The sequence below is a fragment of the Pseudomonas sp. PSB18 genome, from assembly GCF_014596565.1.
In the GTDB taxonomy this organism is placed as follows: Bacteria; Pseudomonadota; Gammaproteobacteria; order Pseudomonadales; family Pseudomonadaceae; genus Aquipseudomonas.
In genome coordinates, this window is sequence record NZ_NOIN01000017.1 from 55891 (window position 1) to 82732 (window position 26842).

General features: G+C 62.6%; 22 protein-coding genes and 1 pseudogene. 11 read left to right on the top strand and 12 right to left on the bottom strand.

From position 1 onward, the window contains the following. Positions 1-16: 16 nt before the first annotated feature. Positions 17-814 (top strand): 4-hydroxy-2-oxoheptanedioate aldolase, encoded by a 798-nt coding sequence (gene hpaI / locus CGA22_RS26210; protein ID WP_041020127.1) that lies wholly within the window; start codon positions 17-19, stop codon positions 812-814. 141 nt (positions 815-955) lie between these two features. On the opposite strand, the gene hpaR is transcribed toward hpaI, so the two are convergent. From hpaR to CGA22_RS26225, 3 genes are all read right to left on the bottom strand, one after another. Then, positions 956-1378, bottom strand: a complete 423-nt coding sequence (gene hpaR, locus CGA22_RS26215; RefSeq protein ID WP_041020126.1) for a homoprotocatechuate degradation operon regulator HpaR — start codon at positions 1376-1378, stop codon at positions 956-958. A gap of 214 nt (positions 1379-1592) precedes the next feature. Next, positions 1593-2534, bottom strand: a complete 942-nt coding sequence (locus CGA22_RS26220) for a p-hydroxyphenylacetate 3-hydroxylase reductase component (protein ID WP_041020125.1) — start codon at positions 2532-2534, stop codon at positions 1593-1595. Between the two features lie 72 nt (positions 2535-2606). Then, positions 2607-3776 (bottom strand): p-hydroxyphenylacetate 3-hydroxylase oxygenase component, encoded by a 1170-nt coding sequence (locus CGA22_RS26225; RefSeq protein WP_041020124.1) that lies wholly within the window; start codon positions 3774-3776, stop codon positions 2607-2609. Between the two features lie 299 nt (positions 3777-4075). Here CGA22_RS26225 and CGA22_RS26230 point away from each other — a divergent pair, with 299 nt between their 5' ends. From CGA22_RS26230 to CGA22_RS26255, 6 genes are all read left to right on the top strand, one after another. Further along, complete coding sequence (locus CGA22_RS26230) at positions 4076-5374, top strand: NAD(P)/FAD-dependent oxidoreductase (protein WP_024779817.1); 1299 nt, start codon at positions 4076-4078, stop codon at positions 5372-5374. Between the two features lie 44 nt (positions 5375-5418). After that, on the top strand, positions 5419-5784 hold the full coding sequence (locus CGA22_RS26235; RefSeq protein WP_041020123.1) for a cupin domain-containing protein: 366 nt from the start codon (positions 5419-5421) through the stop codon (positions 5782-5784). Positions 5785-5837: 53 nt separating this feature from the next. Beyond that, positions 5838-6497 carry a helix-turn-helix transcriptional regulator gene (locus CGA22_RS26240; RefSeq protein WP_041020122.1) on the top strand — a complete coding sequence of 220 codons (660 nt, stop codon included), beginning with the start codon at positions 5838-5840 and terminating at the stop codon, positions 6495-6497. An 85-nt stretch (positions 6498-6582) separates the two neighbouring features. Further along, complete coding sequence (locus CGA22_RS26245) at positions 6583-7404, top strand: molybdenum cofactor biosynthesis F family protein (protein WP_041020121.1); 822 nt, start codon at positions 6583-6585, stop codon at positions 7402-7404. After that, positions 7397-8200 carry an SDR family NAD(P)-dependent oxidoreductase gene (locus tag CGA22_RS26250; protein ID WP_188258752.1) on the top strand — a complete coding sequence of 268 codons (804 nt, stop codon included), beginning with the start codon at positions 7397-7399 and terminating at the stop codon, positions 8198-8200. Before CGA22_RS26245 ends, CGA22_RS26250 begins: the two co-directional genes overlap by 8 nt. Continuing rightward, positions 8190-8957, top strand: coding sequence for an SDR family oxidoreductase (locus CGA22_RS26255; protein ID WP_041023518.1), 768 nt, complete (start codon positions 8190-8192; stop codon positions 8955-8957). Before CGA22_RS26250 ends, CGA22_RS26255 begins: the two co-directional genes overlap by 11 nt. Before the next feature lie 163 nt (positions 8958-9120). Here the strand turns inward: CGA22_RS26255 and feaR are convergent, their stop codons facing one another. From feaR to CGA22_RS26270, 3 genes are all read right to left on the bottom strand, one after another. Beyond that, the gene (feaR, locus tag CGA22_RS26260; protein ID WP_041022854.1) at positions 9121-10083 is read right to left on the bottom strand and encodes a transcriptional regulator FeaR; all 963 of its coding nucleotides are present in this window, start codon (positions 10081-10083) and stop codon (positions 9121-9123) included. A gap of 123 nt (positions 10084-10206) precedes the next feature. Beyond that, positions 10207-10827, bottom strand: a complete 621-nt coding sequence (locus CGA22_RS26265; protein WP_052435141.1) for a DUF3156 family protein — start codon at positions 10825-10827, stop codon at positions 10207-10209. Further along, positions 10772-12271 (bottom strand): APC family permease, encoded by a 1500-nt coding sequence (locus tag CGA22_RS26270; protein ID WP_041022853.1) that lies wholly within the window; start codon positions 12269-12271, stop codon positions 10772-10774. Before CGA22_RS26270 ends, CGA22_RS26265 begins: the two co-directional genes overlap by 56 nt. Positions 12272-12560: 289 nt before the next feature. On the opposite strand from CGA22_RS26270, the gene CGA22_RS26275 reads away from it, so the two are divergent. Continuing rightward, positions 12561-13889 (top strand): hypothetical protein, encoded by a 1329-nt coding sequence (locus CGA22_RS26275; RefSeq protein WP_041022852.1) that lies wholly within the window; start codon positions 12561-12563, stop codon positions 13887-13889. 39 nt (positions 13890-13928) lie between these two features. Here CGA22_RS26275 and CGA22_RS27340 read toward each other — a convergent pair whose 3' ends face one another. Further along, the gene (locus CGA22_RS27340; protein WP_041022851.1) at positions 13929-14900 is read right to left on the bottom strand and encodes a methyl-accepting chemotaxis protein; all 972 of its coding nucleotides are present in this window, start codon (positions 14898-14900) and stop codon (positions 13929-13931) included. A 207-nt stretch (positions 14901-15107) separates the two neighbouring features. Between CGA22_RS27340 and CGA22_RS26285 the strand changes: the two genes are divergently transcribed. Further along, on the top strand, positions 15108-16595 hold the full coding sequence (locus CGA22_RS26285) for an aldehyde dehydrogenase family protein (protein WP_041022850.1): 1488 nt from the start codon (positions 15108-15110) through the stop codon (positions 16593-16595). 37 nt (positions 16596-16632) lie between these two features. Here CGA22_RS26285 and CGA22_RS27620 read toward each other — a convergent pair whose 3' ends face one another. The 5 genes and pseudogenes from CGA22_RS27620 to CGA22_RS26305 form a co-directional block, all read right to left on the bottom strand. Beyond that, on the bottom strand, positions 16633-17217 hold the full coding sequence (locus tag CGA22_RS27620) for a methyl-accepting chemotaxis protein (protein WP_411157124.1): 585 nt from the start codon (positions 17215-17217) through the stop codon (positions 16633-16635). A 3-nt stretch (positions 17218-17220) separates the two neighbouring features. After that, positions 17221-17988, bottom strand: a pseudogene (locus tag CGA22_RS27625) (PAS domain-containing protein); the annotation flags it as partial. A gap of 140 nt (positions 17989-18128) precedes the next feature. Continuing rightward, positions 18129-18497 carry a hypothetical protein gene (locus tag CGA22_RS26295; protein ID WP_041022848.1) on the bottom strand — a complete coding sequence of 123 codons (369 nt, stop codon included), beginning with the start codon at positions 18495-18497 and terminating at the stop codon, positions 18129-18131. 101 nt (positions 18498-18598) lie between these two features. Next, complete coding sequence (locus CGA22_RS26300) at positions 18599-20020, bottom strand: diaminobutyrate--2-oxoglutarate transaminase (RefSeq protein WP_084213771.1); 1422 nt, start codon at positions 20018-20020, stop codon at positions 18599-18601. A gap of 106 nt (positions 20021-20126) precedes the next feature. After that, positions 20127-22190 carry a TonB-dependent receptor gene (locus CGA22_RS26305; RefSeq protein WP_041022847.1) on the bottom strand — a complete coding sequence of 688 codons (2064 nt, stop codon included), beginning with the start codon at positions 22188-22190 and terminating at the stop codon, positions 20127-20129. A gap of 247 nt (positions 22191-22437) precedes the next feature. Here CGA22_RS26305 and CGA22_RS26310 point away from each other — a divergent pair, with 247 nt between their 5' ends. Further along, a complete protein-coding gene (locus CGA22_RS26310; RefSeq protein WP_052435140.1) occupies positions 22438-23415 on the top strand; it encodes a TauD/TfdA family dioxygenase in 978 nt (325 codons plus the stop codon). Between the two features lie 8 nt (positions 23416-23423). After that, a complete protein-coding gene (locus CGA22_RS26315) occupies positions 23424-26834 on the top strand; it encodes a condensation domain-containing protein (RefSeq protein WP_188258753.1) in 3411 nt (1136 codons plus the stop codon). Positions 26835-26842: the final 8 nt, after the last annotated feature.

A 26842-nucleotide genomic window follows, 5' to 3' on the forward strand; every position in this document is an offset into this window, starting at 1 on the left:
GCCTGAGGACTGCCCAATGGACATGCCGATCAACACCTTTAAACAACGGCTGAAAAGTGGCGAGGCGCAGATTGGCCTGTGGCTCGGACTGGCCGACCCCTACTGCGCCGAACTGGCGGCCAATGCCGGTTTCGACTGGCTGCTGATCGACGGCGAGCACGCCCCCAACGACGTGCGCAGCCTTCTGGGTCAGCTCCAGGCCGTGGCGCCCTACCCCGGGCAGCCGGTGATTCGCCCGGTGATCGGCGACACCGCGCTGATCAAGCAGGTACTCGACCTCGGCGCACAAACCCTGCTGGTGCCGATGGTGGAAAGCGCCGGCCAGGCGCGGGAACTGGTGCGCGCCATGCATTATCCGCCCAGCGGCATCCGTGGCGTGGGCAGCGCGCTGGCCCGGGCGTCGCGCTGGAACAGCATCCCCGGCTACCTCGACAAGGCCGATGAACAGATGTGCCTGCTGGTGCAGATCGAAAGCCTCGAGGGAGTGGCCAACCTCGACGCCATTGCCGCCGTGGAAGGTGTCGACGGTGTGTTCATCGGGCCGGCGGACCTGAGCGCGTCCATGGGTTTTCGCGGCAATCCGGGCCATCCGGACGTGCAAGCGGCCATCGAGGACGCCATCGCCCGCATTCGCCAGGCCGGCAAGGCCGCTGGGATCCTCAGCGCCGATGAGAAACTGGCCCGGCGCTACATCGCGCTGGGCGCGGCGTTCGTGGCGGTGGGGGTGGATACGACCGTGCTGATGCGCGGCCTTCAGACTCTGGCGGCGACGTTCAAGGATGCGCCAAAGCCCGCGACGGGCGGGGTTTACTGACCCAAGTCGAGTACCCTGTGGGAGCAAGGCTTGCCCGCGATGAAGCTGATGCGGTTCACCATGAGACCGAGATGGCTTCATCGCGGGCAAGCCTTGCTCCCACAGCTATTCTTTCTCTCCTTAGAAGTCGCAACAGGAAGCTCAGCGCCTGACCGCCTTCAACTCATTCAGCAACCCCAACAACGTCTGCAGCTTCTCCTCCCCCAACTTCTCCTGCAATCGCTGGTAATTGGCCTCCATGCTCTGGCTCATCGAGTCGAAGCACGCCTGTCCCTGGGGCGCCAGGCGCACCAGGACCCGTCGCTGGTCCTGCTCGGCCTTGCGCCGCACCACCATGCCCGCCGCTTCCATGCGCACCAGCACGCCGGTCATGCTGGGCTTGAGAATGCAGGCCAGTTCGGCCAGGCGATTGATCTCCAGTTCGTCGTGCTGGCTGAGGATACGGATGACCCGCCATTGCTGCTCGGTCAGGCCATGTTGATTGAGGGAAGGACGGAAAAACCCCATGGCCGCTTCACGGGCCTGTAGCAGGGTCAGGGTCAAGGATTGGCGCGGTTTGGGCATGGAGAGTGTTCGCCAAGGGATTAGTTAATGAGTTAACTAATCTTAGCATCATCGGAGTGCAGATGGACTGTGGCGAGGGATTTACCCGTGGAGCGTTAAACCTGTGGGACCAGCCTGTGGGAGCAAAGCTTGCTCGCGACAGCGGCGGCCCAGTCAACATCGTTGTCGACCGAATCCCCCATTCGCGAGCAAGCTTTGCTCCCACAGATCTGCTCTATGCGCCCTTGATCACCCCTTTGAGCACCGTCTTGAAATGCTCCACCTGAGCCTCGCCAAACTGGCCGAACACCTTGTCCTGCTGCTCCTTGGCAATGGCCCAGAGCCCTTCGGTTTTATCGATGCCCTTGATGGTAAGGCGCACCCGGTCGCCCTCATCGCTGACCAGGCCCTTGCGCTTGAGGTTGGCCACGGCCTCTTCGATCTCACGCACCGGCATCGCCACTTCCCGTTGCAGGTCAGTCAGGTTCAGCCCGGCGTCGTTCTCCAGCACCATCAACATCCGCGCTTCGCTGGTCCGCAATCCGGTGGACAGTTGCCGTGGTTGGTAGCTGGCCTGGTACGCCCGTAATGCCTGGGTCATCAGGTAGTAGAGGTTGTGACTCAAGCGCCCCTGGAAGTGACTGCTGGGCGCTTGCCCTTCTTCACGTCGCGTCATGCGTGTGTGGGGCAGGACCATCGAGTAGGCACCCTGGTGATAGAGCAGCGGCGAGCGTCCGAAGTCGTCGAAGGCCACGACCTTGCCGATCATGATCCAGTGATCGCCGCCGTCGACCTGCTGGAATTTTTCACAGTGAAAACGCGCCGCGCAGTCGGCAAACACCGGCGCGCCACCGACGCCGCTGTCGAATTCGATGTCAGCGAAGCGATCTTCCTTGGGCCGGGCGAAGTTGTTCGACAGGTCGATCTGGTCGGCAGCCAATACGTTCACGGCAAAATGACTGGCGGCTTCGAACACGCCGTGGCTGCTGGAGCGCTTGTCGATGCTCCAGAGAATCAGCGGCGGATCCAGGGACACCGAGTTGAAACTGTTGGCCGTCACGCCGACCTTGCGGCCATCTTCAGCCGCAGCGGTGACCACGGTCACACCGGTGGCAAAGTTACCCAGGGCGCGGCGGAATGCGCGGGTATCGAAGGGGCTATCGGAAATACTGGACATGCAAGACTCCCGGCCGCCTCAGACGACGGCCTCGATTTATTGTTTTATGGGCGGGACTCGGCGAGCCGACGGTCACACCATGGTGGGATCGGGCTCCAGGCCCATCAGTTCGCGCCCGAGGATCTGCGCGCAGACGTCGTAGTCGGTGTAGGCATGGGCGCCCGTGAGGTGCGCATCGCGGAACAGCCGTTGCAGTTCGTTGGTTTCGAACCACGCACCGCCGCCGGCCGCCTCCATCAGCCGGTCCACCGCCTGGATGCACATCTTGGTGGCATAGCCCTGGTTGGTTCGCCAGAACGCCAGGGTTTCCCGGCTCGGGTATTCGTGACGCTCGCTGTGCTCGGCGTGCTCCTGCCAGGTTTTCTCCAGGAAGGCCCGCGCCGCCGCCACCTGGTGGGTGGACTCGGCCAGGCGCATCAGGGCCGGGGTCGCCGCCCCCACTGCCGCACCGGTGTAGGCGCGCACGCGGTTGCGGGTTTTCTCGCGAAACACTTCGAGCATGCGTTCGGCCACGCCCAGGCTGACGGTTGAGAAGCCGCTGGCAAAATACGGCCGATACGGCGAGTAGAAGATCTTGCTGTCGGGGTACAGGCCGAAGCCGCCAGACTTGCCTTCCATCATGTCCTTGGCTTTCTGGATCCGGTGTTCCGGCACGAACGCGTTGTCGATGATCAACGTCTTGCTGCCGCTGCCGCGCATACCCACCGCGAACCAGTCATCGCGAATGGCATAGTCGCTTCGAGGCAGTACCGCGAAGCAATAGTCCTGGGTGCCTTCGGCGTTCTTGCGGCGAAACCCGACAATCGCCCACTCGGCGTGGTCGCAACCGCTGCTCCAGCCCATTTCGCCGCTGAACATCACGCCGCCCTCGACCTCTTCGGTTCGACCGAACGGTGCGATGCTGCTGCTGGCGGTGGCATCGGGATCGTCGCCCCAGACTTCTTCCTGGGTCTTGGCCGGGAACATCGCCAACTGATGGCTGTGGGTGCATAGCAGGCTCATGGCCCAGGCCGTACTGGCACAGGCACCGGCCAGCAGCGCAATGCAATCGGCGAACTGCGGCAGGGAAATCTCCATGCCGCCGTACTTCTTCGGCAGGAACGCCCGGTGCATACCGATGCCCTTGAGCAAGGCGATATTCTCGGCCGGAACGCTACGGTCCTGTTCCGCCTGGAAAGCATTGGCGGCAATCACCGGGAGGATGGGCTTGAGGTCTTCGAGCAGCGGATTTGGCTTTTTCATGGACGGGCTCTTTTATTATTGGCGTCTGCCGATCCCACCTGGACTTGCAGGTTCGTGCCGCAGAAACGGTAGGATCAAATGATTAAGGCCGGTCCAGTATGGGCATTCAAGGGCAGCCGAAAAATGCACCTTCCAGATCCAAGATTGTACTTTTCATGGTGGCAGAACCGAGCGATGGCGCGCTCGATCAAGTCCCGCGGCACGGATGATCAAGACAAGCGCCCCGTTCCGGGCCCTTAATAGAGCCATCGCGTGCAGCGCTCTGCACGGAGTTTCCTTTCACTTTGTCAGGTTGCGTCATGATCAATATCGAAACGCCCACCTATTACACCGCTACCAAGAAGTACAACCTCAGCTTCCCCACCCTGGAGCAAGACGTGGAAGCCGATGTCGTGGTGATTGGCGGTGGCTTCTCCGGCATCAACACCGCGCTGGAGCTCGCAGAAAAAGGCATCACCAATATCGTGGTGCTCGAAGCGCGTTACCTGGGCTTCGGCGGTACCGGGCGCAACGGCGGGCAGATCATGGCCGGGATCGGGCATGACCTGGAAAAGATCAAGAAGGACGTGGGCGAAGACGGCCTGCGCCAGGTCTTCGAGATCAGCGACCTGGGCGCGGATATCATCAAGGACCGCATCGCCAAATACGCCATCGATGCCGACTTCTGCCATGGCTATGGCTACATGGGCTTCAACGCTCGCCAGGAGAAAACCCTGCGGGCCTGGGAAAAAGACTTCAAGTCGATCAACAGCAAGCATGAGATCCGCTTCCTCGGCGGTTCCGACGTTCAGCAGATCATCGGCTCCAAAGCCTACGGCAGCGCCTTGCTGCACATGGGTGGCGGCCACGTGCATTCGCTGAACCTGCTGCTGGGCGAAGCCAAGGCCCTGGCCGGCCATGGCGTGCGGATCTTCGAAAACAGCCCGGCCCTGGAAGTCAGCTATGGCGAGCGCATCACCGTGCGCACCGGACGCGGCTCGGTCAAGGCCAGCAAGCTGCTGTGGGCCTGCGACAGTTTCCTCAACAAGCTGGAGCCGGAGCTGCATCGTTCGACCATCAACACCTACGCCTTCCAGATGATGACCGAGCCGTTGTCGGACGAACTGATCCAGCGCATCAGCCCGATCCGCGGTGCCTACAGCGACATTCGCCCGGTGATCGACTACTACCGCGTCACCAATGAAAACCGCTTGCTGTTCGGTGCCGCCACGCCGCTGGTGGAACACATTCCCCAGGACCTCAAGGCCTGGAACCGGCACCTGATGCTGAAGATCTTCCCGTACCTCAAGGACGTGAAAATCGACCTGGCCTGGGGCGGTCCGATGGCGTGCAGCCCGAACCTGTTCCCGCAGATCGGCACCCTGCCCGGCCGCCGCAACGCTTTTTTCGTCCAGGGTTATTCCGGCTTTGGTGTCACGCCGAGCCACATCATCTGCAAGGTGCTGGCCGAAGGCATGAGCGAAGGCTCGGCGCGCTACGACCTGGTCAGCTCCATCAAGCGCCCGACCATCATCGGCAAAGACGCCATCCGCCCGCTGCTGCTGACCGCCGGCAAGTCCTGGCATCAGTTGTCGGGTTACTGGAATGGGCGTCGCTGACAGCCACACCGCTTTTTTTTCCTCAATCATCAGGAGTCACTGCCATGTCCCTTACCACCGTTAAAAAAGACATCCAGCTGTCCGAACTCGACGCCTGGGGCACCGTTGCCGACCTGGGTTCGCAAATTCTCGAAGGCGAAGTCAAAGCCTTCGGCAAGATGACCTTCGGTGCCCCGACCGACGCCATCAGCAGCGCTTACTTCGGCACCACCCAGGGCAAGTTCCGGATGGTGTATCCCTTCGCCGAACAAGCCACCGTGGTCACCGGCGAAGTGGTGCTCACCGACGAAGCCACCGGCCAGAGCACCCGCTACAAGGCCGGCGACAGCTGGTTCGTGACCAAGGGCACGCCGGTGCTGTGGGAAGTGGTCAGCGAGAGTTTCGTCAAGCACTACTTCGCGGTAGCCTGACCGGAACAGGGCCGCCGGAATCACCGGCGGCCCGTATGACGAAGGTTACGCCCATGAACCTGATCGCCACCCAGGACATCGCCGGTCACTGTCTGCAAGCGTTCACCCAGCTGATTCCCGCCAGCCGGGCGGCCTTCTACTGCGTCGACCGGCACTTGCAGGCCCATGATTTCAGCCTGCAGGGCATGAGCGGCGAAATGCACCGCGATTACCTGGACAATTACCGCCAGTTCGATCCGCTGCAACCGCGCAACTGCGTGTCCAGCGAGCAGACGGTGGTGCCACTGGGCCTGGCGATGACTCGCCAACCGGTACGGGACAACCAACGCTACCGCAGCTTCCTGCAGCGCCACGGCATCGTCGATGTGGTGGAAGTCTTCGCCCGTCGGGAAGGTCAGCCGCACGCCGCCATCTCGCTGCTGCGCACCGCCGAACAAGGCGTCTTCACCCGCCAGCAGTTGACCCAACTCAACGCTTTGCAGGCCCTGCTGCAACTGGCCGTCGCCCACCTGCCCGCCCACGGGGATGCCTTGAGCAACCTGACGCCCAAGGAGCGCCAGATCGCCTTGCTGCTGCGCCAAGGTGTCAGCAACAAACACCTGGCCCGGGAGCTGGATGTGGGCTTGCCGACCATCAAGACTCACCTGATCAACCTGTTCCGCAAGGTCGGCGTGAGCAGCCGCACCGAGTTGGTCAGTACGTTGTTTCTCTGACGCGGCTCAACCATTCGGTTGATAGTCCGCGGTTGCGCAGGCGCCCATGATCCGGGTGGACACTTCATCCAACCGGAGCCTTGCAATGAGCACATCTACAGACTGGATCACCGTCGGCGCCCTGGCCGATGGCTTTGCCCCAGAAGCCTTCATCCTGCCAAACCTGGCGGACCTGAGCGGCAAGACCTTCACCCTGAATTTCGCCAATGGTTGGCAGATTGAGCATCGATTCGAGCAGGACAGGTTGTCCTGGCACGCGGCCGACGGACACTCCAGCGGCACGGCGGCGTATCGGGCCACGTCGGTGCGCCCCGGGTTGTACCTGGTGGACTTCCTCAAGGGCGAAGGCGCGCAGACCCTGTCGGTCAGCCTGGTGCTCGACACCGCCAACGCGGCGTTCACCGCCGTGATCGGCCGCATGCCCGAGCAGGCGCAAACCCGCGAAGGGCTCTACGGGCGTGCGTTGGCGGGTCAGCCGCTGACTTCGGTAGGCGTCGAGTTCTTCCACGGCAGCCTTGATCGCCCTTGGCAGCCAGGCCTCTGCCCGCATGCCCCGAGCACTGAACTGGTGGGCCTGCGCAACCTGTATCGCTATAGCCCGAGTGAAGTCTACGAACACATCTACCTCAACGACCGGTTCTATGCTTGGCAATGCCTCAAAGGCGTGGAGCAAGGCCTGTGCGACACCGATCGTTGCGACACCTACAAGGTCGCCGATGAGTTGTACCTGTTCGTCTGGCGGGAAAAGATCATCCCGACCCTCGGCCTAGTGCTGATCGACCTGCAACAGCATCGCAGCGACGGCAAGATCTTCGGCTACGCCGGCGCGTCCTTCGATGAGTTCTCCAACTTCCCGGTCAGTTCCTATTGCCAGGTCCTCAACCGCACGGAGTATCCCGATGCCTGAATCACGCACCGTGGTGATTACCGGCGCAGGCACCGGCATCGGCGCTGCCTGTGCCCGGTTGCAGGCCGCCGAAGGCGCCAATCTGGTGTTGATTGGCCGACGCCGCGAGCCCCTGGAGCAACTGGCCGCGGAGATCGGCGGTCTGGTGCTGGTGGGCGATGCGGCTTGCCCGGCGACCTGGGACGGTTTCGTCGCACAGATTCGCCAGCGCTTCGGCCGCCTCGATGTGTTGCTGGCCTGTGCCGGTGGCATGGGTCAGGGCAGCGCCACCGAGACCAGCCCGCAGGCCTGGGACGCGGCCATGCGCAGCAACCTCGACAGCGCGTTCTACAGCGCACGGGCTTGCTTGCCGCTGCTTCAGGAAAGCGCCGGCAGCATTGTGCTGGTGGCCTCCATTGCGTCATTGGCGGCGGGACCGGAGGTTTGCGGCTACACCACCGCCAAGCACGCGCTGCTGGGCCTGAACCGCTCCCTGGCGCGGGATTACGGCCCCAAGGGCGTGCGGGTCAACGCCGTCTGCCCAGGCTGGGTCCGCACACCGATGGCCGATGAGGAAATGCAGATGCTGATGCAGTTCCATGGCGAAACGCTGCAACAGGCCTATGACCGGGTCTGCGCCGACGTGCCATTGCGTCGGCCAGCCAGCGCCGAGGAAATCGCCCATGTCTGTCGCTTCCTGGCTTCCCTGGACGCGTCGATCATCACCGGCGCGGCGCTGGTGGCCGATGGTGGTTCCAGCATCGTCGACGTGCCGACACTGGCCTTCAGCCGAATGGAGACACCCCATGCCGGATGATCTGGATTTCAGCGGTAAAACGGTGTTGGTGACGGGCGGCGCCCAAGGCATTGGCCGGGCCATTGTCGAAGCCTTCGCCTGGCGCGGGGCCCGCGTGGTGATCGCCGACCTGGGCCTGGCGCGGGCCGAAGCGCTCGCCGATGAACTGACCGCCGAGGGCTGCGAAGTGGAAGCCGTCGGCGTTGATCTGGCCGACGCCACGGCGATTGCTGCCATGATGGCCGGGCTGGAGCAGCGCCTGGGCCGCCTGGATGTGTTGGTGCACAACGCCGGGTACTTTCCGCTGACGGCTTTCGAGCAGATTACGCCGGCAGTACTGGAACGGACGCTGGCGGTGAACCTGTCGGCGCTGTTCTGGCTGACCCAGGCGGCGCTGCCGCTGTTCCGGCGCCAGGGCCAGGGCTGCGTGCTGGTGACTTCATCGGTCACCGGCCCACGGGTGGCGTATCCGGGGCTCAGCCATTACGCCGCGTCCAAGGCCGGGGTCAATGGTTTCATTCGCAACGCGGCACTGGAGCTGGCGGCTGAGAATGTCCGGGTCAACGGCGTTGAACCCGGCATGATTGCGACACCGGCCATGGCCAACCTCGGTGACGATGACCTCAACCAGGACATCGCCCGACGGGTTCCCCTGGGGCGTCTGGGCAAACCGGCCGACATTGCCGGAGCCATGCTGTTCCTGGCGTCGGACCTGGCCAGCTATGTGACTGGCCAGACCCTGGTGGTCGACGGCGGCTCGACCTTGCCAGAGGTTTGAAGCGGGGTCGGCTTGCGGTGGTGGTGACAGATCCGCCGCCATCGCGAGCAGGCTCGCTCCCACATTTGCTCGAGGCATTCATAGCAATCGCGTACACCACAACTCCCCCTGTGGGAGCGAGCCTGCTCGCGATGGCGGTAGTTCGGTCAACAACCATCCCGGCTCAAACCATCCCCAACGCCTGCTGCAGGTGGCTGGAGCGAAAATCCTTGGGCGACTGCTCGAACTGCTTCTTGAACGAACGGCTGAAGTGGGCCGAGTCGGTGAAGCCCCATTTGTAGGCGATCGAGGTAATGGATTCGTCCCGCAGGAACGGGTTGCTCAGGTCATCGGCACTGCGCTTGAGCCGTGCCCGCTGGATGTAGCGGCAGACGCTGTCATCCTGCTCTTCGAACAAACGGTACAGATGCCGCACCGAGATGTTCAGGCGATTGGCCAACCCGACCGGGCTCAGGCCGGGCTGGGTCAAGGATTCGTCGATGACCTTCTGCACATAGCTGCGCAGATGGCTGCCCTGCAGCGACGCAGCGTCATCGCGGGCATCGGTGGTGTGTTCCAGCGCCGACCCCAGCAGCGAGACAAAGGCATTCTGCAGGGCTTCCCCCTCGCCCGCCACGCCCTCGCCGTCCGGGGTGTCCTTGCACAACTGGTCCATCAGCACATGCAACATCCGTCCACAGGCTTTGCTCGAAGAGACCTTGCCGAAGGTCTTGGTCTCTGCGCCCAGTTGCCTCGACACATCCTGGCGAGACAAGGACAGCACGGCGTGCTCGATCAAGCCGAACGGGCTGATCTCAAGCGAGCCGGCCGAGTCCATCAACAGCAGCTCACCGGGGGCCAACTGGATGCTCAGGCCGTTCTGGGTGATACGGCAATGGCCACTGCGCTGGCTGACCAGCAAGCAATCCTGATCATCGTCGTGATCCGGATTGGGTGAATGCCGCTTGATGGAGCCGGCGTTGGTGCGCAGGTTGGAAAGGGATAGGCCGCCACGGCAGAAATTCGATACCTGGCCGATAAACAACGCACGATTAAACGCCAGCTCCGTCTCGAAGTGACCGCAAGTGGCGCGCAGATCCCGGTTCCAGGATTCCAGCCCGTCTTGCCCAACCTGTTGCATGCTCATGGCGCTCTCCGCAGTGGCTTATTGTTTTTGTACGGCAATAGTTAACATGTTATCTATATGCACGCAACAAGTACCTGATCGCCAGAGCAGTAGCAGGATTGATGCCAGGGCATCACAACAGAATCAAAGGTTCCTCAAGACCCGTTGCAAGCCGCTCAAGACCGTCAGCAACGCCATGCGCTGCTCGCGTCCGATAGGAATGTAACGACGAAAGGCCGGCATGCGGTTGACCACCTCGCTGCCGCCCATGTGCTCCAGGCATACGCACCACTGACGCCCTTGCAGCTCGATGCGCAAGCGCTTGAAGTCCAGCGGCATGAGCGCCTGATACAGCGCAGGATCCTGCTCCAGGGCCGCCTGTAGCCGGGCCGCCAACGCCGTGTCCCCGCCCCGCTGCCGGCAGCGAATGCCATTGCGGCGAATGGCCCCGCCATGGTGCAGTTCCAGGCGGGCCGTGCCCTCTATCGACGCCGGCACGCGCAGCACGAACTCGGTCATCACCAGGTGCATCAGCAGCTGCGATTCGGTGCGTTCGACAACCTCCAGATGGAGGCTACCATCGTCGCTGACCAGCGTCGCCGTCACCGGCCCCGACAGCTCGAATCGCGCCAGCCCGAGGTTGCGCCGCAGATGCTCCAGGGTCACCCCAGGCCGATAACCGGCCGGGGCACGCCTGGTGCTGAACAGCTCAGACAGTTTTTGCAGCACGCTCGTCAAACGCGTCGACAGGTTGCCCTGGCTCATGGGAAAACTCCTTGGCCAGCACGTCTTCCACCGACGCCGGCGTGAATGGATTGACCTTCTGCACCACCAGGGTCCAGAACAACGCATAGGCTGCGGTGCCGCCGAGCATCACCGCGAACGGGATGTAGATGTCCGCCGGGTTCATGCCCGGTGGCGTGATGAACCACATGCCCAACACGATGCCGACGCTGGACAGGATCTGTGGCAACGGGAACCACGGCGAGCGATAGGCCCGTGGCAGGTCGGGACGACGGATCCGCAGGCTGATCACCGACACGGTCACCAGCAGGTAGGCGAAACTCCAGGCACACACCGCCGCCAGCACCAGGTGCATGATGTTGTCGGTGTTGCCGCCGAGCCACAGCGCGTGCAGGCAAGGAATCAGCGCCGCCACCAGGATGCACAGCAGCGGCGTCTTGAAGCGCGGGTGCAGGTAGGTAAAGACCTTCGGCAGGGCGCCATCCACCGCCATTCCGTAAAGGATCCGAGGCACGCCGGCCATCAGGGTGTTGATGGTCGCCGCACCGGCAAACAGAAAGCCGATCCCCAGCCACAGCGGGCCAATATCGCCCATGACCTGTTCGGCGAAGCGCGGAATCGCCATGGGCGTGTCCAGCAGATGCACACCGCTGGCGGCATCCAGCAGCACATTTTCCACCTGGCGCTTCATCGCCGCGCCGTAGATGAACATGCACGAGGCGACACTCAACAAGCCCAGGATCATCGCCCTGGGCATGACCTTGGCCGAGTTGCGCAAGTCCGGCGCCAACGGCGTCACGAACTCGCAACCGACAAACATGAACATCGCCATGCCCACCAGCGACAAGATGGTGATCAGGTCAGTGCCCACCAGCGACACGCCGAACCAGCCCTCCAGTTGCACCGCAGGCGCGGCGATCAGGCCCAGCACGCCGAACACCATCAACGTGGTCCACATGCCGAAGGTCAGGATGATTTCGGCCCTGCCGAACGCGCTGACACCGAAGGCGTTGAGGATCCCGAAGACGATGACGAAGCCGACCCCAAGCAGCCAGGAGCCCCCCGCGGACTCGGCCAGGGTGTTCAGGTGTTCGAAGTTCACCAGAGCCATGACTCCGGAAAGAATGGTCTCGGCGGTGCCGGCGAATACATGCACGATCAGGTAGGCCGACAGCGTGCCGGTGATCGCAAAGAAGCGCCCCATGCCACAGTTGATGTAGTCATAGACCGAACCGGTGGTGGGCAGGATCGACGCGGCCTCGGCGAACGTGGTCGCCTGGGCCAGCATCATCACCACGGCGATCAGCATAGCCACGGCAAACGCGCTGCCGCCAATACCGAAACCCATGGTCGCGGTGAGAATCACCGGGCTGGCCATGATCAGGCCGATGGTGCTGGCCAGGGCGGTGGGAAAGCCCACCGTGCCCCGGTTCAGATGGGCGGTGAGCCGGTCATTGATCGACATGGTGCAGATCCTCGAAAAGCGGATTTTTAGTAGGAATGCCACAGCCGTCCAGGAGCCGGCATTCAAGCCCCCCAGCCAGTCCCTGATCGAAACGGCGTTGCGTGCAGCCTCACTTTGCGCCGCCCCGTCCCGGGCGTCTTGCCCATGTCTGCCGCCGGTTTTGTTGCTGCCTGCCAGCGTCCGCCACCTGGCGGGCTGGGTCAATTCCCTGGCAGCCAGGTGAAAGACTTCCCTGCCCCCTGCTCTCCTTAATGCGTGCTCTGCCATCCAACCACACGGGGGAAACACCATGGAGCACACACGCCACACACCACCGCTGCGCCACGCCATCGGCCTGGGCATCGCCTTGCTGGTCGCCGAACCTTCGGCCCAGGCCTATGAGCTTTATACCGACGAAGACACCACTGTCACCGGCAACTTCCTGGCGGTCTACGGGATGTTCAATAGCCGCAAGAACTACGATGGCACCGCCGGCGGTTCGAGTTGGCGGGAAGGTTTCATCAAGTATGGCCTGAGTATCGAGCAGACACTCGCAGGTAGCGGCAGTGTCTACGGCACGGCCAATCTGGTCAGCTCCGGCACTTGGGGCGATGGCGATCCGGCCGGCCTGAGCGACGGTTCCGAACGCACTACCAAATTCGATGAAGCCTTCGCCGGCTGGCGTTCGGGGGAACTGTTTCCGGTGCTGGGCAAGGACGGCGTCGACCTGTCCTATGGTCGCCAGGTGATCACCCTGGGTGACGGCTTCATCATCAACGACGACGGTTTGAACCTGGGCAAAGGTCCGGCGGATGGCGAGTTCAATCGCGGCGGCGCCTATTACCTGGCGGCCCGTCACGCCTTCGACAAGACCGCCGTACTGCGCCTGGGCGGCAAGGAAGGCGTGCATGGCAGCCTGATGTGGATCAAGTCCGATAACCGCGCCCAGGCCAACACCGAAATGGCCGCCGGCACCCTGGAATACACCCGCGCCCCCGGTACCCTGGGCTTGACTTACATCCATGGCATCGACGTCGACGACCACTACGCCAGCGACTTCCAGAAGCAGCGCGAAGGCATGGACATCTACAGCCTGCGCGGCAGCGGCAACGCCGGCCTCGAAAACGCTCACTTCGCCTTCGAATACGCCTGGCAGGACAAGGACGCCGGCCCGGAAAAAGCCTGGTACACCGAGGCCGGTTACACCTTCGCCGACCTGCCCTGGACGCCGGACCTGACCTATCGCTACAGCCGCTACTCGCAGAACTGGGACTCGATGTTCAACGGCCTGAGCCGTGGCTACGGGACCTGGTTCCAGGGTGAGGTGACCGGCAACTATTCCGGCCCGTTCAACAGCAATACCGCCATCCAGCACGTCGGCCTCAAGCTCAAGCCGGCGGAAACCGTGACCCTCGGCGCGCTGCTCTTCGACTACAAGACCCTGCATACCCGCCAGGCATTGAACCTCGACGGCCGTGAGCTGGACTTGTATGTGGAATGGGCGCTGAACGAGCACCTGATCGTCACGCCGCTGGTGGGCCTGTACAAGCCGGAAAAGGATGAGAGCAACGGTGGTAATCAGGTGGGCGGCAACGGCACCAACGTCTACAGCCAACTGGTGGTGGCAGTGCCGTTCTGAACGTATCGGGAGCGGCCAGGACGGCAGCTCCCGACCCGCTCATTGTTTGTGCTGATGCAGCATCGTCTGGATCTGGTGCGTCGCCTGGCGGGTACTCTCCGCCAGCTTGCGCACCTCATCGGCCACCACAGAGAAACCGCGTCCCACCTCACCCGCCCTGGCGGCTTCGATCGCCGCGTTCAACGCCAGCAGGTTGGTCTGGTCGGCAATCCCCTTGATCACCCCCACCACCGTGGCGATCTGGGCGTAGGTCACCTGGTTCTGCTCCAGCATGCGCTGGTGGGTGGACTGGGCCGAGCGCTCATCGCTGATGTCTCGCACCGCGCCAATGACCCGGACCAGCCGCCCATGGGCATCCCGTACCGCGCGCCCGCGCTCACGGCACCAGATGTAGTCGCGGCTGTTGTGGCGCATGCGGTACTCGAAAACGTATTCGCCGCTGCCGTGGGAGTCGAGGATCTCCCGGTCGAAAATCGCCATGATCTTCGGCAGGTCGTCCGGGTGGGTGATCCCCACCTGGGCATCCCAGCCATCGGGCAGCTCGTCTGGCCCGTAGCCCAGCAGCGAGCGGAACTGGCTGGAAAAACGCATGCCGCTGGCCGGGTGCTGAAGATCGCCATTGACCACCGTGATGTCCCAGCAACCTTCGGTCAGGGTCGATTGCAGCAACTCCCAGATCTGCGCCTCCTGGCGTTGCTGCTGCAACAGCTGACGGTATTCATCCAACTGCATCTGCAGTTCGCGTTCGCGCAACTCCGCCCGGGTCAGTTGTTGGTGCACCGTTTCCAGCTCACGCTCACCTTGCTGACATCGCGCCACTTGCTCGTCCAACTGTTCTTCGACCTTACGACAGCGCTCGGTGGTTTCCGCCATCTGTCGAACGTGCCGGGCCAGGCAGGACCGTAGTTGTGGATAGACGTCGAGCACAGCTGTGTCGTCGGTTTCACCGGCCAGCGCCCGTTGCACTTGGGCGCTCAACGCCAGCTTCTGTCTGTTGGTCTGGAGAAACATCGCCCGCCCCTTTGCCCATCAAGTCGAAACGCTGATCTGACCGCAAACCGGCGAAGCTGGCTTGTTCCTGGCTGCAATGGGTTTTGCTCCTGGCTGCCAACTCACCCCTGGCAGGCACAGACATACGCCACGGCAGGCACAGTCAAGCCGGGCCGTCCGCCAGCGATTAACCTCGGGCTTTCCCTTGTTCGCGATCAGGAAACTCCCATGAGCGATATTGCCCTGCTGCCTCAGGTCGAGGCCTTTCTCGGTCGGCGTCACGCGCTGTTCATCGACGGCCGCTACGTCGAAAGCCAAGGCGGTCAGACCCTGGACGTCCTCAACCCCGCCACCGGCCAAGTCATCACCCAGGTCAGCGACGCCATTGCCGCCGACATCGAAGCGGCAGTGGAATCGTCCCGGCGCGGCTTCAAGGAATGGTCCCGGACGGCACCGGCGGTGCGGGGCCATGTATTGCTCAAGCTGGCTGACCTGATGGAGCAGAACCGCGAGGAACTGGCGCAGATCGAAACCTGCCAGTCGGGCAAGATCATTCACATTTCCCGCGCGTTCGAAGTCGACCAGGCCGCTCACTTCCTGCGCTATTACGCCGGCTGGGCCACCAAGATCGGCGGCCAAACCATCACCCCGTCGCTGCCCTCCTTCGCCGGTGAACGCTACACCGCGTTCACCCTGCGCGAACCGGTAGGCGTGGTGGTGGGCATCGTGCCGTGGAATTTCTCCACCATGATCGCCATCTGGAAACTCGCCTCGGCGCTGGTGACGGGTTGCAGCATCATTATCAAACCCAGCGAATTCACCCCGCTGACCATCCTGCGCATCGCCGAACTGGCCATGCAGGCCGGCCTGCCGGCGGGCGCCCTGAACGTGCTCACCGGTGGAGGTCAGGTGGGGAAAGGCTTGATCGAGCACCCCGGCACCGACAAGGTTTCGTTCACCGGCTCCGTGCCGACCGGTATCGCGGTGGGCCAGGCGGCCATGGGCGCCGGACTGACCCGTGCCACCCTGGAGCTGGGCGGCAAGAACGCGGCGGGGTTCCTGGCGGATGTGGATCCGGACGTGGCGGTCAACGGGATTATCGAAGCCGGTTTCCTGCACTCGGGACAAATCTGCGCCGCCGCGGAACGCTTCTTCGTCCACCGCTCGCAGATCGAGCCGATCATGGACAAGCTGGCACAGCGCCTGGGCCAGCTCAGCATCGGCTCACCCCTGGACGAAGGCACCCAGTTCGGCCCGGTCAGCAACCGCCCGCACCAACGCAAACTCGGCGAATTCTTCGCCAAGGCACGGGCGCAGAACAACACCATCGTCCACGGCGGCAAACTGATCGAGGGGCCGGGCTGCTATGTCGAACCGACCATCATCCTCGCCAACCGTCGTGACGACACGTTGCTCCATGAAGAGACCTTCGGCCCCATCGCGACGTTCTTCCCCTACGACAGCGAAGAAGAACTGCTGGACCTGATGAACGACAGCCCCTACGGCCTGAGCGCCAGCCTCTGGACCCAGGATTTGAGCAAGGCCCTGCGCATGGTGCCGGCCATCGAAGCCGGCACCGTCTGGGTGAACATGCACACCCTGCTCGACCCGGCCGTGCCGTTCGGTGGCAGCAAGGCTTCGGGGATCGGCCGGGAGTTCGGCGGCGCCTTCATCGACGACTACACCGAACTCAAATCGGTGATGATTCGCTACTGAGGACCGCGGCGCGTTCGCCCTGGAGATCCGGCCCGTTTCAACCCACCCAGCCGACAGCCGTCTTGGGAATGACCTCGGATTCATCGAGTTTGGAGGCAAACATGCTCACCGCTTCGAGGGCATCCGTGGTGCCGGCCCTGATCTGCACGATGACCGATCCGGCCTGGTCGGCCAGGGTGACCCCGCGCAACGCGCCCTCATGGGTCACGCTCATGCTGGCGACCGCTTCGCGGGTTTCAGACAGGATCATATTGATCATTTCCGCGATCTCCGACGTCGAGCGACTGGTACGCCCGGCCAGCTGCCTGACCTCGTCGGCCACCACCGCGAATCCCCTTCCCTGGTCACCGGCCCGCGCCGCCTCGATGGCGGCGTTCAGGGCCAACAGGTTGGTCTGTTCGGCAATGCCGCGAATGGTATTGACGATTGCCGTGATCTCTTCCGAACGAGCCCCCAACTGCCCGACCAGACGCGAGGAGGCACCAATGTTGTCGGCAATCTCGCGCATTTCCTTGGCCGTCTGGTGGATCACCTGGGCCCCCTGCTCGGCGACTCTCTCGGTCTCGGCGGAGATGTGGTAGGCACGGGACGCCCCTCGGGAATCTTCCTCGAACTTCTCCACCCGTTCGGTGATGTCGGTGGCGAACTTGACGATCTTGCTCAACTTGCCTTCAGCGTCGTAGACCGGGTTGTAGCTCGCCTCCAGCCAGACCACCTTGCCGTGCTTGCCGATACGCTTGAACTGGCCGCTGAAAAACTCGCCGGCGTTGAGACGGCGCCAGAAATCGCTGTACTCGGAACGGCTGACCAGCTCCGGCTCGCAAAACATCCGGTGATGCTTGCCTTTGAGCTCAGCCAGCGAATAGTTCATGACGTGCAGGAAATTATCGTTTGCGGTCAGGATGTTGCCGCCCAGGTCAAACTCGATCACCGCCATGGCCCGGTCGAGCGCCGCCAGCTTGCCGCGGGTTTCGGCCTCGCTCGCGACTTTGGCCGTGACATCCAGTGCGTACTTGACCACCTTCACTACACGGCCATTTTCATCCTTCACAGGGTTATAGCTGGCTTCCAGCCAGATATGCTGGCCTTGTCCGCCAACGCGTTGAAAAGTGCCAGAGACGAACTGACCGGCACGCAGCTGGTTCCAGAATTCGCGATACTCGGGGCTGCCTGACAGCTTGGGGGTACAGAAATCACGATGGGACAGACCGGCCAACTGGTCCGCACGGTACCCCATCGTACTGAGAAAATTCTCATTGGCTCGAAGCACCTTGCCATCGGGGCTGAACTCGACAACGGCCATCGACCGTTCCAGGGCGCCGACCAATCCCTTGTAGGTTGCCAATTCGGCTGTCCTGGTCACCAGTTCACTTTTCAACGCTGTATTAAACATGACGCACCCCTCGACGAAACGACACGATCAGTCGGACCTTATAGGGCTATCGACTCATAAGTCGGGGGCTTGATACCGGCTAACAAAATTATGTATTGACGTCAAGAAAGAATCGCAAGGACCCTAACGACCTGGTCCGGTCAGCGGTTCGAGCACTGTTCCAGTATTGCGCTGGCCTCTTGGGTAAAACGGTAGCTCTTGTCAGGCTGAAAAAGAATGACGCCCTCGTCACACAAGCGCCTGAGCACCTCACGGACACTGACAAGCGACAGCTCGGCCGCAAACAGCCCCAGGTAGCGGTGCACCCCGCGCACGTTGATGGAACGCCCATTCCTGGCGGCAACAAGCAGGGCATCGATGACCTTGAGGCGGATCAGGCTGGTGCGCAGGCCGTAATGTCGCAGCAGCTCACGGATGTTGTGACGGTCGTCTTCGGGCGGTTGTCGAGTGGCCGCTGTCTCGCCTTGTTTTTGCGCCGCGGGAGAAGTGGATGCGGAATGTCTGTACATGCGAATAGTCCTTTTCAGAATGTACGGGTATCAAAAGTCTGGTGACCTCTTCCCACCCGACAGGCTTGCCGTCCCTGTCGGCAAGCCTGAAGGGGGATCCATTAGCGAACGGGACGCTCGTTGATCGTGCTGGCCGCTTGGAACAGGATTTGTGCGACGAAATCGATTTCCTGTTCGGTGATGATCAGCGGTGGCAAGAAGCGCACGGTTGCGCCATGGCGCCCGCCCAGTTCGACGATCAAGCCATGCTTCAGGCAGGCCTGCTGGAAAGCCTTGGCCCGGGTGGTATCCGCCGGCGCATGTCCCTGCACGTCGAGGGTGCCCTGTGGGTCGACGATTTCCATGCCCAGCATCAGGCCGCGACCGCGTACATCGCCAATCCAGGCGAACTCGCTTTGCAGCGCCTGGAGTTGTTTGCGCAGGTGAGCACCCACCGTTTCGGCATGCTTGACCAGGCCTTCATCGCGAATGAAGCGCAAGGTCGCGGTGCCGGCCGCCATGGCCAACTGATTGCCGCGGAACGTGCCGGCGTGGGCGCCCGGTTGCCAGGTGTCCAGCGAATCGTTGTAAACCATCACCGCCAGCGGCAGACCACCGCCGATGGCCTTGGACAAGGTGATGACATCCGGGGTGATACCCGACTCCTCGAAGCCGAACATCCGGCCGCTGCGGCCGATGCCGCACTGGATCTCGTCGACGATCAGCGGAATGCCGTGGACCTGGGTCAAGCGGCGCAGTTCCTGGAGCCAGCGGTCCGGCGCGGCAATCACCCCGCCCTCCCCCTGGATCGGCTCCAGGATCATGGCCGCCGGAGCGGTCACGCCACTTTCCGGGTCATTGAGCAGATGCTCCAGATACCGCACGTTCAACGTCACGCCCTGCTCCCCGGCCACCCCGAACGGGCAACGGAAATCATGGGGGTACGGCAAGCGTTGCACCCCCGGCGTCAGTGCGCCGAGGGCATTTTTCGGCGACAGGTTGCCGCTGATCGCCAGCGTGCCCAGGGTCATCCCGTGATAAGCGCCTTCGAACGCCAGCACCGAGTGGCGGCCGGTGGCGGTGCGGGTGAGCTTGAGCGCGGCTTCCACCGCATCGGCGCCGCTTGGTCCGCAGAACTGGATGCGGGCGTTACGGGCGAACTCGCTGGGCAGGCACGCGAAGATTTCCTGGACGAAGGCGTCCTTGACCGGGGTCATGAGGTCGAGGGTGTGCATGGGTACGCCAGCCGCCATGACCTGGGTGATGGCTTCGATGATCACCGGGTGGTTGTGACCCAGGGCCAGGGTGCCGGCGCCCGCCAGGCAGTCGACGAACACTTGCCCCCGGCTGTCTTGCACATAAATGCCATGGGCCCGTTCGAGCACCAGGGGAATGCGTCGCGGGTAGCTGCGGGCATTGGATTCCTGTTGTTGCTGGCGCTCCAGCAGCGGCGTCGGATCCAGGCAGTAAGGGCTCGACAGACCGGTGTGCAACAGGCGTAGCTGTGGCGCGCCACCTGTCGTGGCATTTGAAAAAGCGTTCATGATTTCCTCCATGGAGGCTGGGTTTGAAGGGAACAACAGCCTGAAAACAAACTTCCGTGACGCTGCAAGCCGGGCGCGGGAAGATTGCCTTCCCGCGCCCCTGGGCTTACATGTCGTAACGCAGGATCATGCCCAACGTGCGCGGTGCGCCGACGTCGATGATGTCGTCGTCGCGGTTGTTGGTGATGTATTCCTTGTCGAACGCATTCTTGACGTAGGCGGACACGGCAACGTTCTTGGTGATTTTGTACTCGGTGTTGAAGTTCACCAGTACATAGGCATCGCTCTTGCGCTCGCCGCTGACCTTGCCATTCGAGTCGAACTCGTATTCCGACGGTGCGGTACTCTGATAGACGATATCGGTGCCGAACATCAGGCGATCGTCGAAGCGATAGACACCACCCACCGAGGCCTTGTATTTAGGCGAGTAAAGGAACGACTCGCCGCTCCTGTCCTGGCCGTTGTCAGAGACAAAGTCCTTGTACTTGCTATCGGTGATAGCGCCACCGAAGTTCAGGGTCAGTTGATCGGTGACGTCTTTTTCGACGAAGACCTCAAGGCCCTTGATGTCACTGCGACCGGCATTGTAGATATCAATGACGTTACTACCGGGCTGCCGCACGCTGACCTGCTGGTCTTTCCAGTCGGTGTAGTACAGGTTGGCGCGGGTACGCAGGGTCTTGTCGAAGAACGAACCGCGATAGGACAGCTCGTAGTTGGTGGTGTATTCCGGATCGTAGGCCTGGTGACCGCTGCCGGAACGCAGGTTGACGCCACCACCGCGATAGCCCTTCTGCACCATGAAGCCGAGGTACTGGTCCGTTGCCAGTTCGTAGTCGATGCCGAGTTTCGGCAGCACGGCGTCAAACGATTTCTTGATTTTCTCGGGAACGAAGCGGCCGTCTGCCTCGATGTCGGTATCATTCGTTTCGTGGTCGTACCGCAGGCCGGTGATCAATGTCCAGCGCGGCACGAACGTCCAGTTGACTTCACCGAAGACCGCCTGGTTATCAATCTTGGTATCACCTTTGACGGTGCGAGCCAGGACGTTATCGAACAACAGCCGATCATGGAATTTGTTGGTGTTGTGACCGTAGTAGGCACCGACGAAACTCTTCACGGTGTCCGACGCGTAGTTCAGGCGCAGCTCCTGGCTGAACAGGTTACCGTCCTGCTTGCGCAGAACGACCTCGTTGTCCACGGCGGTCTGGTCAAAGTCCAGGCGGTTGCTGTAGTCCGAGCTGGTATTGGCGGTCATGCTCGTCAGCGACCAGGCATCGTTCAGACGATAATCCACCTTGGCGCTGAGGGTGTCCTGCTTGAGGTTGTCGTAGGCCTCGGTGTTGGACGCGATATCGTAATAGCTGGGCTTTCCATCGGCGCCGCGCATTGTCGAACGGTCACCCTGGCGGTGTTCGCTATGGGCGTAGGTCAACAGGACGTCAGTGTCGTCATTGGGCAGGATCAGCAATTTGCCGCGGCTGTTGCTGGTGCGATGCGGGTTGGCATCCTTATCCAGCGTGGTATTGCGGATGTAGCCGTCGCCGTCGGTATAGTCCACGGCAATCCGGCCGGCGATCTTGTCATCGACGATAGCGCCACCACCTGCGACGGCCGCCCCATGCTCACCATAGTTCCCCATGCTGGTCTGCGCCGAGAAGCTGGGCTCGAACGTCGGTTTCTTCGTCTCGATCACCACCGCACCGGCCAGGGAGTTACGGCCTTGTGTGGTGGATTGCGGACCGAGGAACACTTCGACCTGCTCCGCGTCCCAGAGCGGAACCGGGCTCAAGGTCAACGCACGGTTCGGCTGTACGGCACCGTCGACATACACGGAGACCGCACCGTTGAGGGCTGCCGGCCCCTGGTCGTCAAAGCCGGACACCGGCACGCCACGAATACCCCAGTTTTCGTTGCCGGCCTGACTATAGACACCCGGCGTGCGCGCAAACACATCCACCAGGTCCTTGTCGGCATGCTCACGCAGCTTCTCTTCGGTGACCACCACCACACTGGACTGGGTCTGCTCCAGGGTACGGTTGATTTTCTCACCCGTCACAGTGATCGGAGCGATCTCCACCGCGGTGGACTCTTCGGCCGCCCATGCACAGTTGCCAAGGCCGATTGCCGACCCCACAGCCAACGCAATTGTATTCTTTTTGAAGTTCAAGCCCCGCACCCCTGCGACAGATATTTTTGGTTTTTTTGAGCTGGCCGAACGCTGTTTGGCGCCAGCGGAGCGGAGTCTAATCCAAAAAAAAAATTAAATAAATAGTATTGATAATCTCTCTCATTTGTACCTAGTATGTCGTCCTGTATTAGATCCAAAACACTACAGACGAGTCCTACAGAGGCGCCTGCCGCGCCATCTCCAGGCCTTGTAACGGGTCGAAAAAGATAGAAGAGGATGTGCAAGGATGACCTCAATCGAACACCTGGACAGGCGTTCAGAGCCTTTTTCAATGACTTCCATGGACGGCGGTGAGCACTCATTGCCCGTGCTGGTGCAGGCGGCGCCTGGGCAGTCGATTCATGATCTGGACGCATCGTTGCGCGACAGCCTGCCCCACCTGCTCAACACCGTGGGCGGGGTCTTGTTTCGCGGTTTCAACGTAGCGACTCCTATCGATTTCAAGCGCTTCGCCGCCAGCTTCGGTGCTCCGCTGGCCAGCTATGAATTCGGCTCCACGCCGCGCAGCAAAGTCTTCGCCGGGGTGTACAGCTCCACGGAATATCCGGCCCACCAGTTCATCCCCCTGCACAACGAGCAGGCCTATACCCGGCCCTGGCCTTCGCGCATCTGGTTCCACTGCATCAAGGCCAGTGAAACCGGCGGCGAGACGCCGATTGCCGACAGTCGCCTGATCTACCAACGCATGCCCACCGAGATCCGCGAGCTGTTCGCCAGCCGCGAACTGCTTTACGTGCGCAACTACAGCGGCGCCCTGGACCTGCCCTGGCAGAAAGTCTTCAACACCGAAGACCGGGCCCAGGTCGAGCGCTACTGCCAGGACAACGACATCGAGTGGGAATGGAAAGCCGACGGTGACCTGCGCACCCGTCAGCGTTGCGCGGCGGTGCAGCAGCATCCCGAGACCGGCGAGTGGGTCTGGTTCAACCAGGCTCACTTGTTCCATGTGTCGGCCATCGAACCGAGCGTACGCGCCAGCCTCCTGGCCGCCGTGGGTGAAGAGAACCTGCCGCGCCATGTGTATTTCGGCGACGGCTCGGCCATCCCCGACGAGATGCTCGACCGCGTGCGCGAGGTCTACCGCCAGACCGCCATCAGTTTCCCCTGGCAGCCTGGCGACGTGCTGATGCTCGATAACCGACTGGTCGCACACGGTCGCAATCCTTACACCGGTGACCGCAAAGTCATCGTGGCCATGGCGTGAATTGCACAATGTCTTCATTCGAACAGTGGATCGAAGTGCTGGAAACCAATGCCCGGCGCTTTCCAGAACGTGCCGCCCTGCACTTTTTGCCGGACGGCGTCACGATCGGCGAAACCCTGACCTTCTCTCAATTGCACGAGCAGTCCCAGTCCCTGGCGGCAGCGTTGCAGTCGCGCTATGCGCCGGGTGATCGCGTGCTGTTGATGCTGCCCAGCAGCCTCGACTACGCCCGGGCGTTCTGCGCCTGCCTGTATGCCGGCATGATCGCCGTGCCATTGTTTCCGCCGCCGTCGCGCAAACCACGGCACCTCGAGCGCGTGCGCAATGTGGTGGTGGACGCCGAGCCGGCATTGATTCTTGCCCCGGCGGATCATTGCGAAGGTTTGCTGGAACTGGTGGAGGGCCGTGTCGACGTGCTCACCGTCCAGCACCTGGGCACGCCACCGGCCAGCCAATGGCAGCGCCCGGCCATCGACGGCTCGACCGTGGCCTTCCTGCAATACACCTCGGGCTCCACCGGTTCGCCCAAAGGCGTCGAGGTGCGTCAGCGCAACCTGATCGCCAACGTCGAGCTGATGCGCCAGGCCTACGGTTTCGATGAACACGGCGCCATGGTCAACTGGCTGCCGCTGTACCACGACATGGGCCTGATCGGTGGCCTGCTGGCGCCGATCTACAGCGGCATGCCCTGCTACCTGATGGCTTCGCAGACCTTCGTCAACGCGCCGTCGACCTGGCTGCAGGCGCTGAGCCGCTACCGTGGCACCGTCAGTTTCGCGCCGAATTTCGCCTATGCCCTGTGTAACCGGGTGGTCAGCGACAACCTGATCGCACAGTTGGACCTGAGCGCCTGGAAACACGCCATCAACGGCGCCGAGCCGATTCACCCCGGCACCCTGGAAACCTTCGCCCAGCGCTTTGCCGCCTGCGGCCTCAATCCGTTGGCGATCAGCCCGGGTTACGGCCAGGCCGAAGCGACTCTGTGTGTCAGCGCTACCCCGGAAGATGCCTTGCCGGTGACGCTGCGCCTGGACAAAGCAGTGCTGGAAACCGGTCGCGTGGCCCTGGCGGCCGCCGATGCCGCCGCGGTCGAGTTCGTTGCCTGTGGCTTCCCCCAGGCCTTGCACAGCATCGCCATCGTCGATCCGCAAACCCATGAACGCTGCGCCGCCGATCGTATCGGTGAAGTCTGGTTGAAGGGTCCGAGCAACGCCGAGTCCTATTGGAAAAACCCCGAGGCCAGCCGCGAAGCCTTTGAAGCACGCATTGTCGGTTCGACCGAACATTACCTGCGCTCCGGCGACCTGGGTTTCATGCACGAAGGCCAAGTAGTGATCTGCGGGCGACTCAAGGATCTGCTGATCCTCAACGGGCGCAACCTGTACCCCCACGACATCGAATTCGCCATCACCGATGCCGAACCGGGCATCCGCACCGGGCGCATCGCCGCGTTCTCGGAAATGGACCCGGCCCTGGGCCGGGAGAAACTGGTGATCGTCGCCGAGCCGCAGCGCAAATTCGTCGACCCGGCGCGCCACCCGGCGCTGTTTGCCTCGATGCAGAACGCCGTGCGCGAAGCCGCCGACTGTGGCATCGACCAGATTGTGCTGGTGGAAGCCGGCACCATCCCGATGACCACCAGCGGCAAGATCGCCCGCCAAGGTGCGCGCAAGCAACTCGCGGCGGGGACGCTGAGCATCATCGCCCAGAGCGGCGGAGAGCTCGTTTCCAGCGGCGAAGCCCTTGACCTCGGCCAGCTCAAGAATCTTGTGCAGGCTTCGGCGCAAGACGCCCAGGCTGCTTGCCGGCAATGGCTCCGGCAGACCTTGCACGGGGTGAACCCGTACCTGATCCCAGACTTCGAACGGAGTCTGATCGGCCAAGGCCTGGACTCCATCGGCGTCGCCGATTTTGCCGCTCGCCTGCACAGGGACCTGGGCTGGAATCTCGACACTCAGAGCCTGTTCGGTGAGCAAACCCTGGCGCAATGGGCGCAAGACCTGCTGGCGTTCCTCAGTGCGCCGTCTACCGCGGTCAGCCCTTCTGCCGAACGTACGGAGGTCAGCGAAACCCGCCAGTCCTTCGCCCAGCGCCGGCTGTGGTTCCTGCGCCAGTTGAACCCGGACGACACCCGCCACAATCTGGTGCTGCACCTGCGCCTGCAAGGTCCATTGGACGTCGAGGGGTTGGCCGAGCGCTTGAACAGCCTCGTCAACCGTCACAGCGTGCTGCGCACGGTCTATCGCGACGGTGTGGACGGCCCGCAGCAACAGGTTCTCCCCGCCACGCCGGTGCCGTTGAACTGGCACGGACAGACCGAACAGCAAGCGCTGCGGGACTGCCTGGCCAGCGAACACGCGACGCCGGTGGATCTGGTCAACGGCCCCCTGCTGCGGGCGCAGTTGCTGAGTCAAACGGACCAGGAACACGATCTGTTGCTGACCGTGCACCATATCGCTTTTGACGGGCGCTCGGCGCAGATGTTGCTGGCGGAACTGGCCGGCTCGGCAAGCGCTGAATGGCCGGTGCAGTACCTCGACTTCGCCCAGTGGGAAGCGGCGCACTGGAGCGAACAGCGGATCGCCACCGAGCAGGGCTTCTGGCGTGAGCATCTGGCCGGCCTGCCACAGACCCTCGAACTGGGCGGCAGTGGCCAGCTTCCGGGTGAACACAGCCTGGACTTCAAGGTGCCCCAGGCCCTCTGCGAGCCACTTTCGACGCTGGCCCGCGAACGCGGCATGACCTTGTTCATGCTGTTGCTGGCCAGCTATCAACTGGTGCTCAAGCAACTGGGCGGCCAACAACGCTTCCTGTTGGGCACTGACGTCAGCGGCCGTCCACTGGCGGAGCATAACGACGTCATCGGTTTCTTCGTCAACCAGCTGACGTTGCGCTGCGACCTGCAGGGCGAACCGACCCTGGAGACCTTCCTTGAGCGTGTTCGCGATGAGGCGCGCCTGGCCTATGCCCACCAAGGCTTGCCTTTCGACCTGGTGGTGTCGGCCCTGGCGCCGCAGCGCCTGCCCGGTCATTCGCCATTGTTCCAGGTAAAGCTCAACTATCAGCCGTCCCGAGTCACGCCGACCGCCATTGCCGGCGCACACCTGCAGGCCCTGGAAGTGGCACAGGCGCCGGGAGATTTCCACTTGGTGCTCGACCTGGTGCATGGCAGCGAAGGGCTCGACGCGACCCTCAAGTACCGCGGCGAATACTTCGATCAGGACCGCGCCTTGCGCCTGCAACACCTGTGGACGCGCCTGTTGGAAGAAACGCGCCACTTGCTGGACGAACCGCTGCCGGCCCTGGCCGAGCGCATCGATGCCTGGGACCAGGCTTTCCAGCGCGAGCGGCAACAGGCCCGGGCGCTGGCCGGTCGCAGCCAGATGCTGCAAGCCAAACGTCGCTCAATGTCCCTTTAACCGAGTCG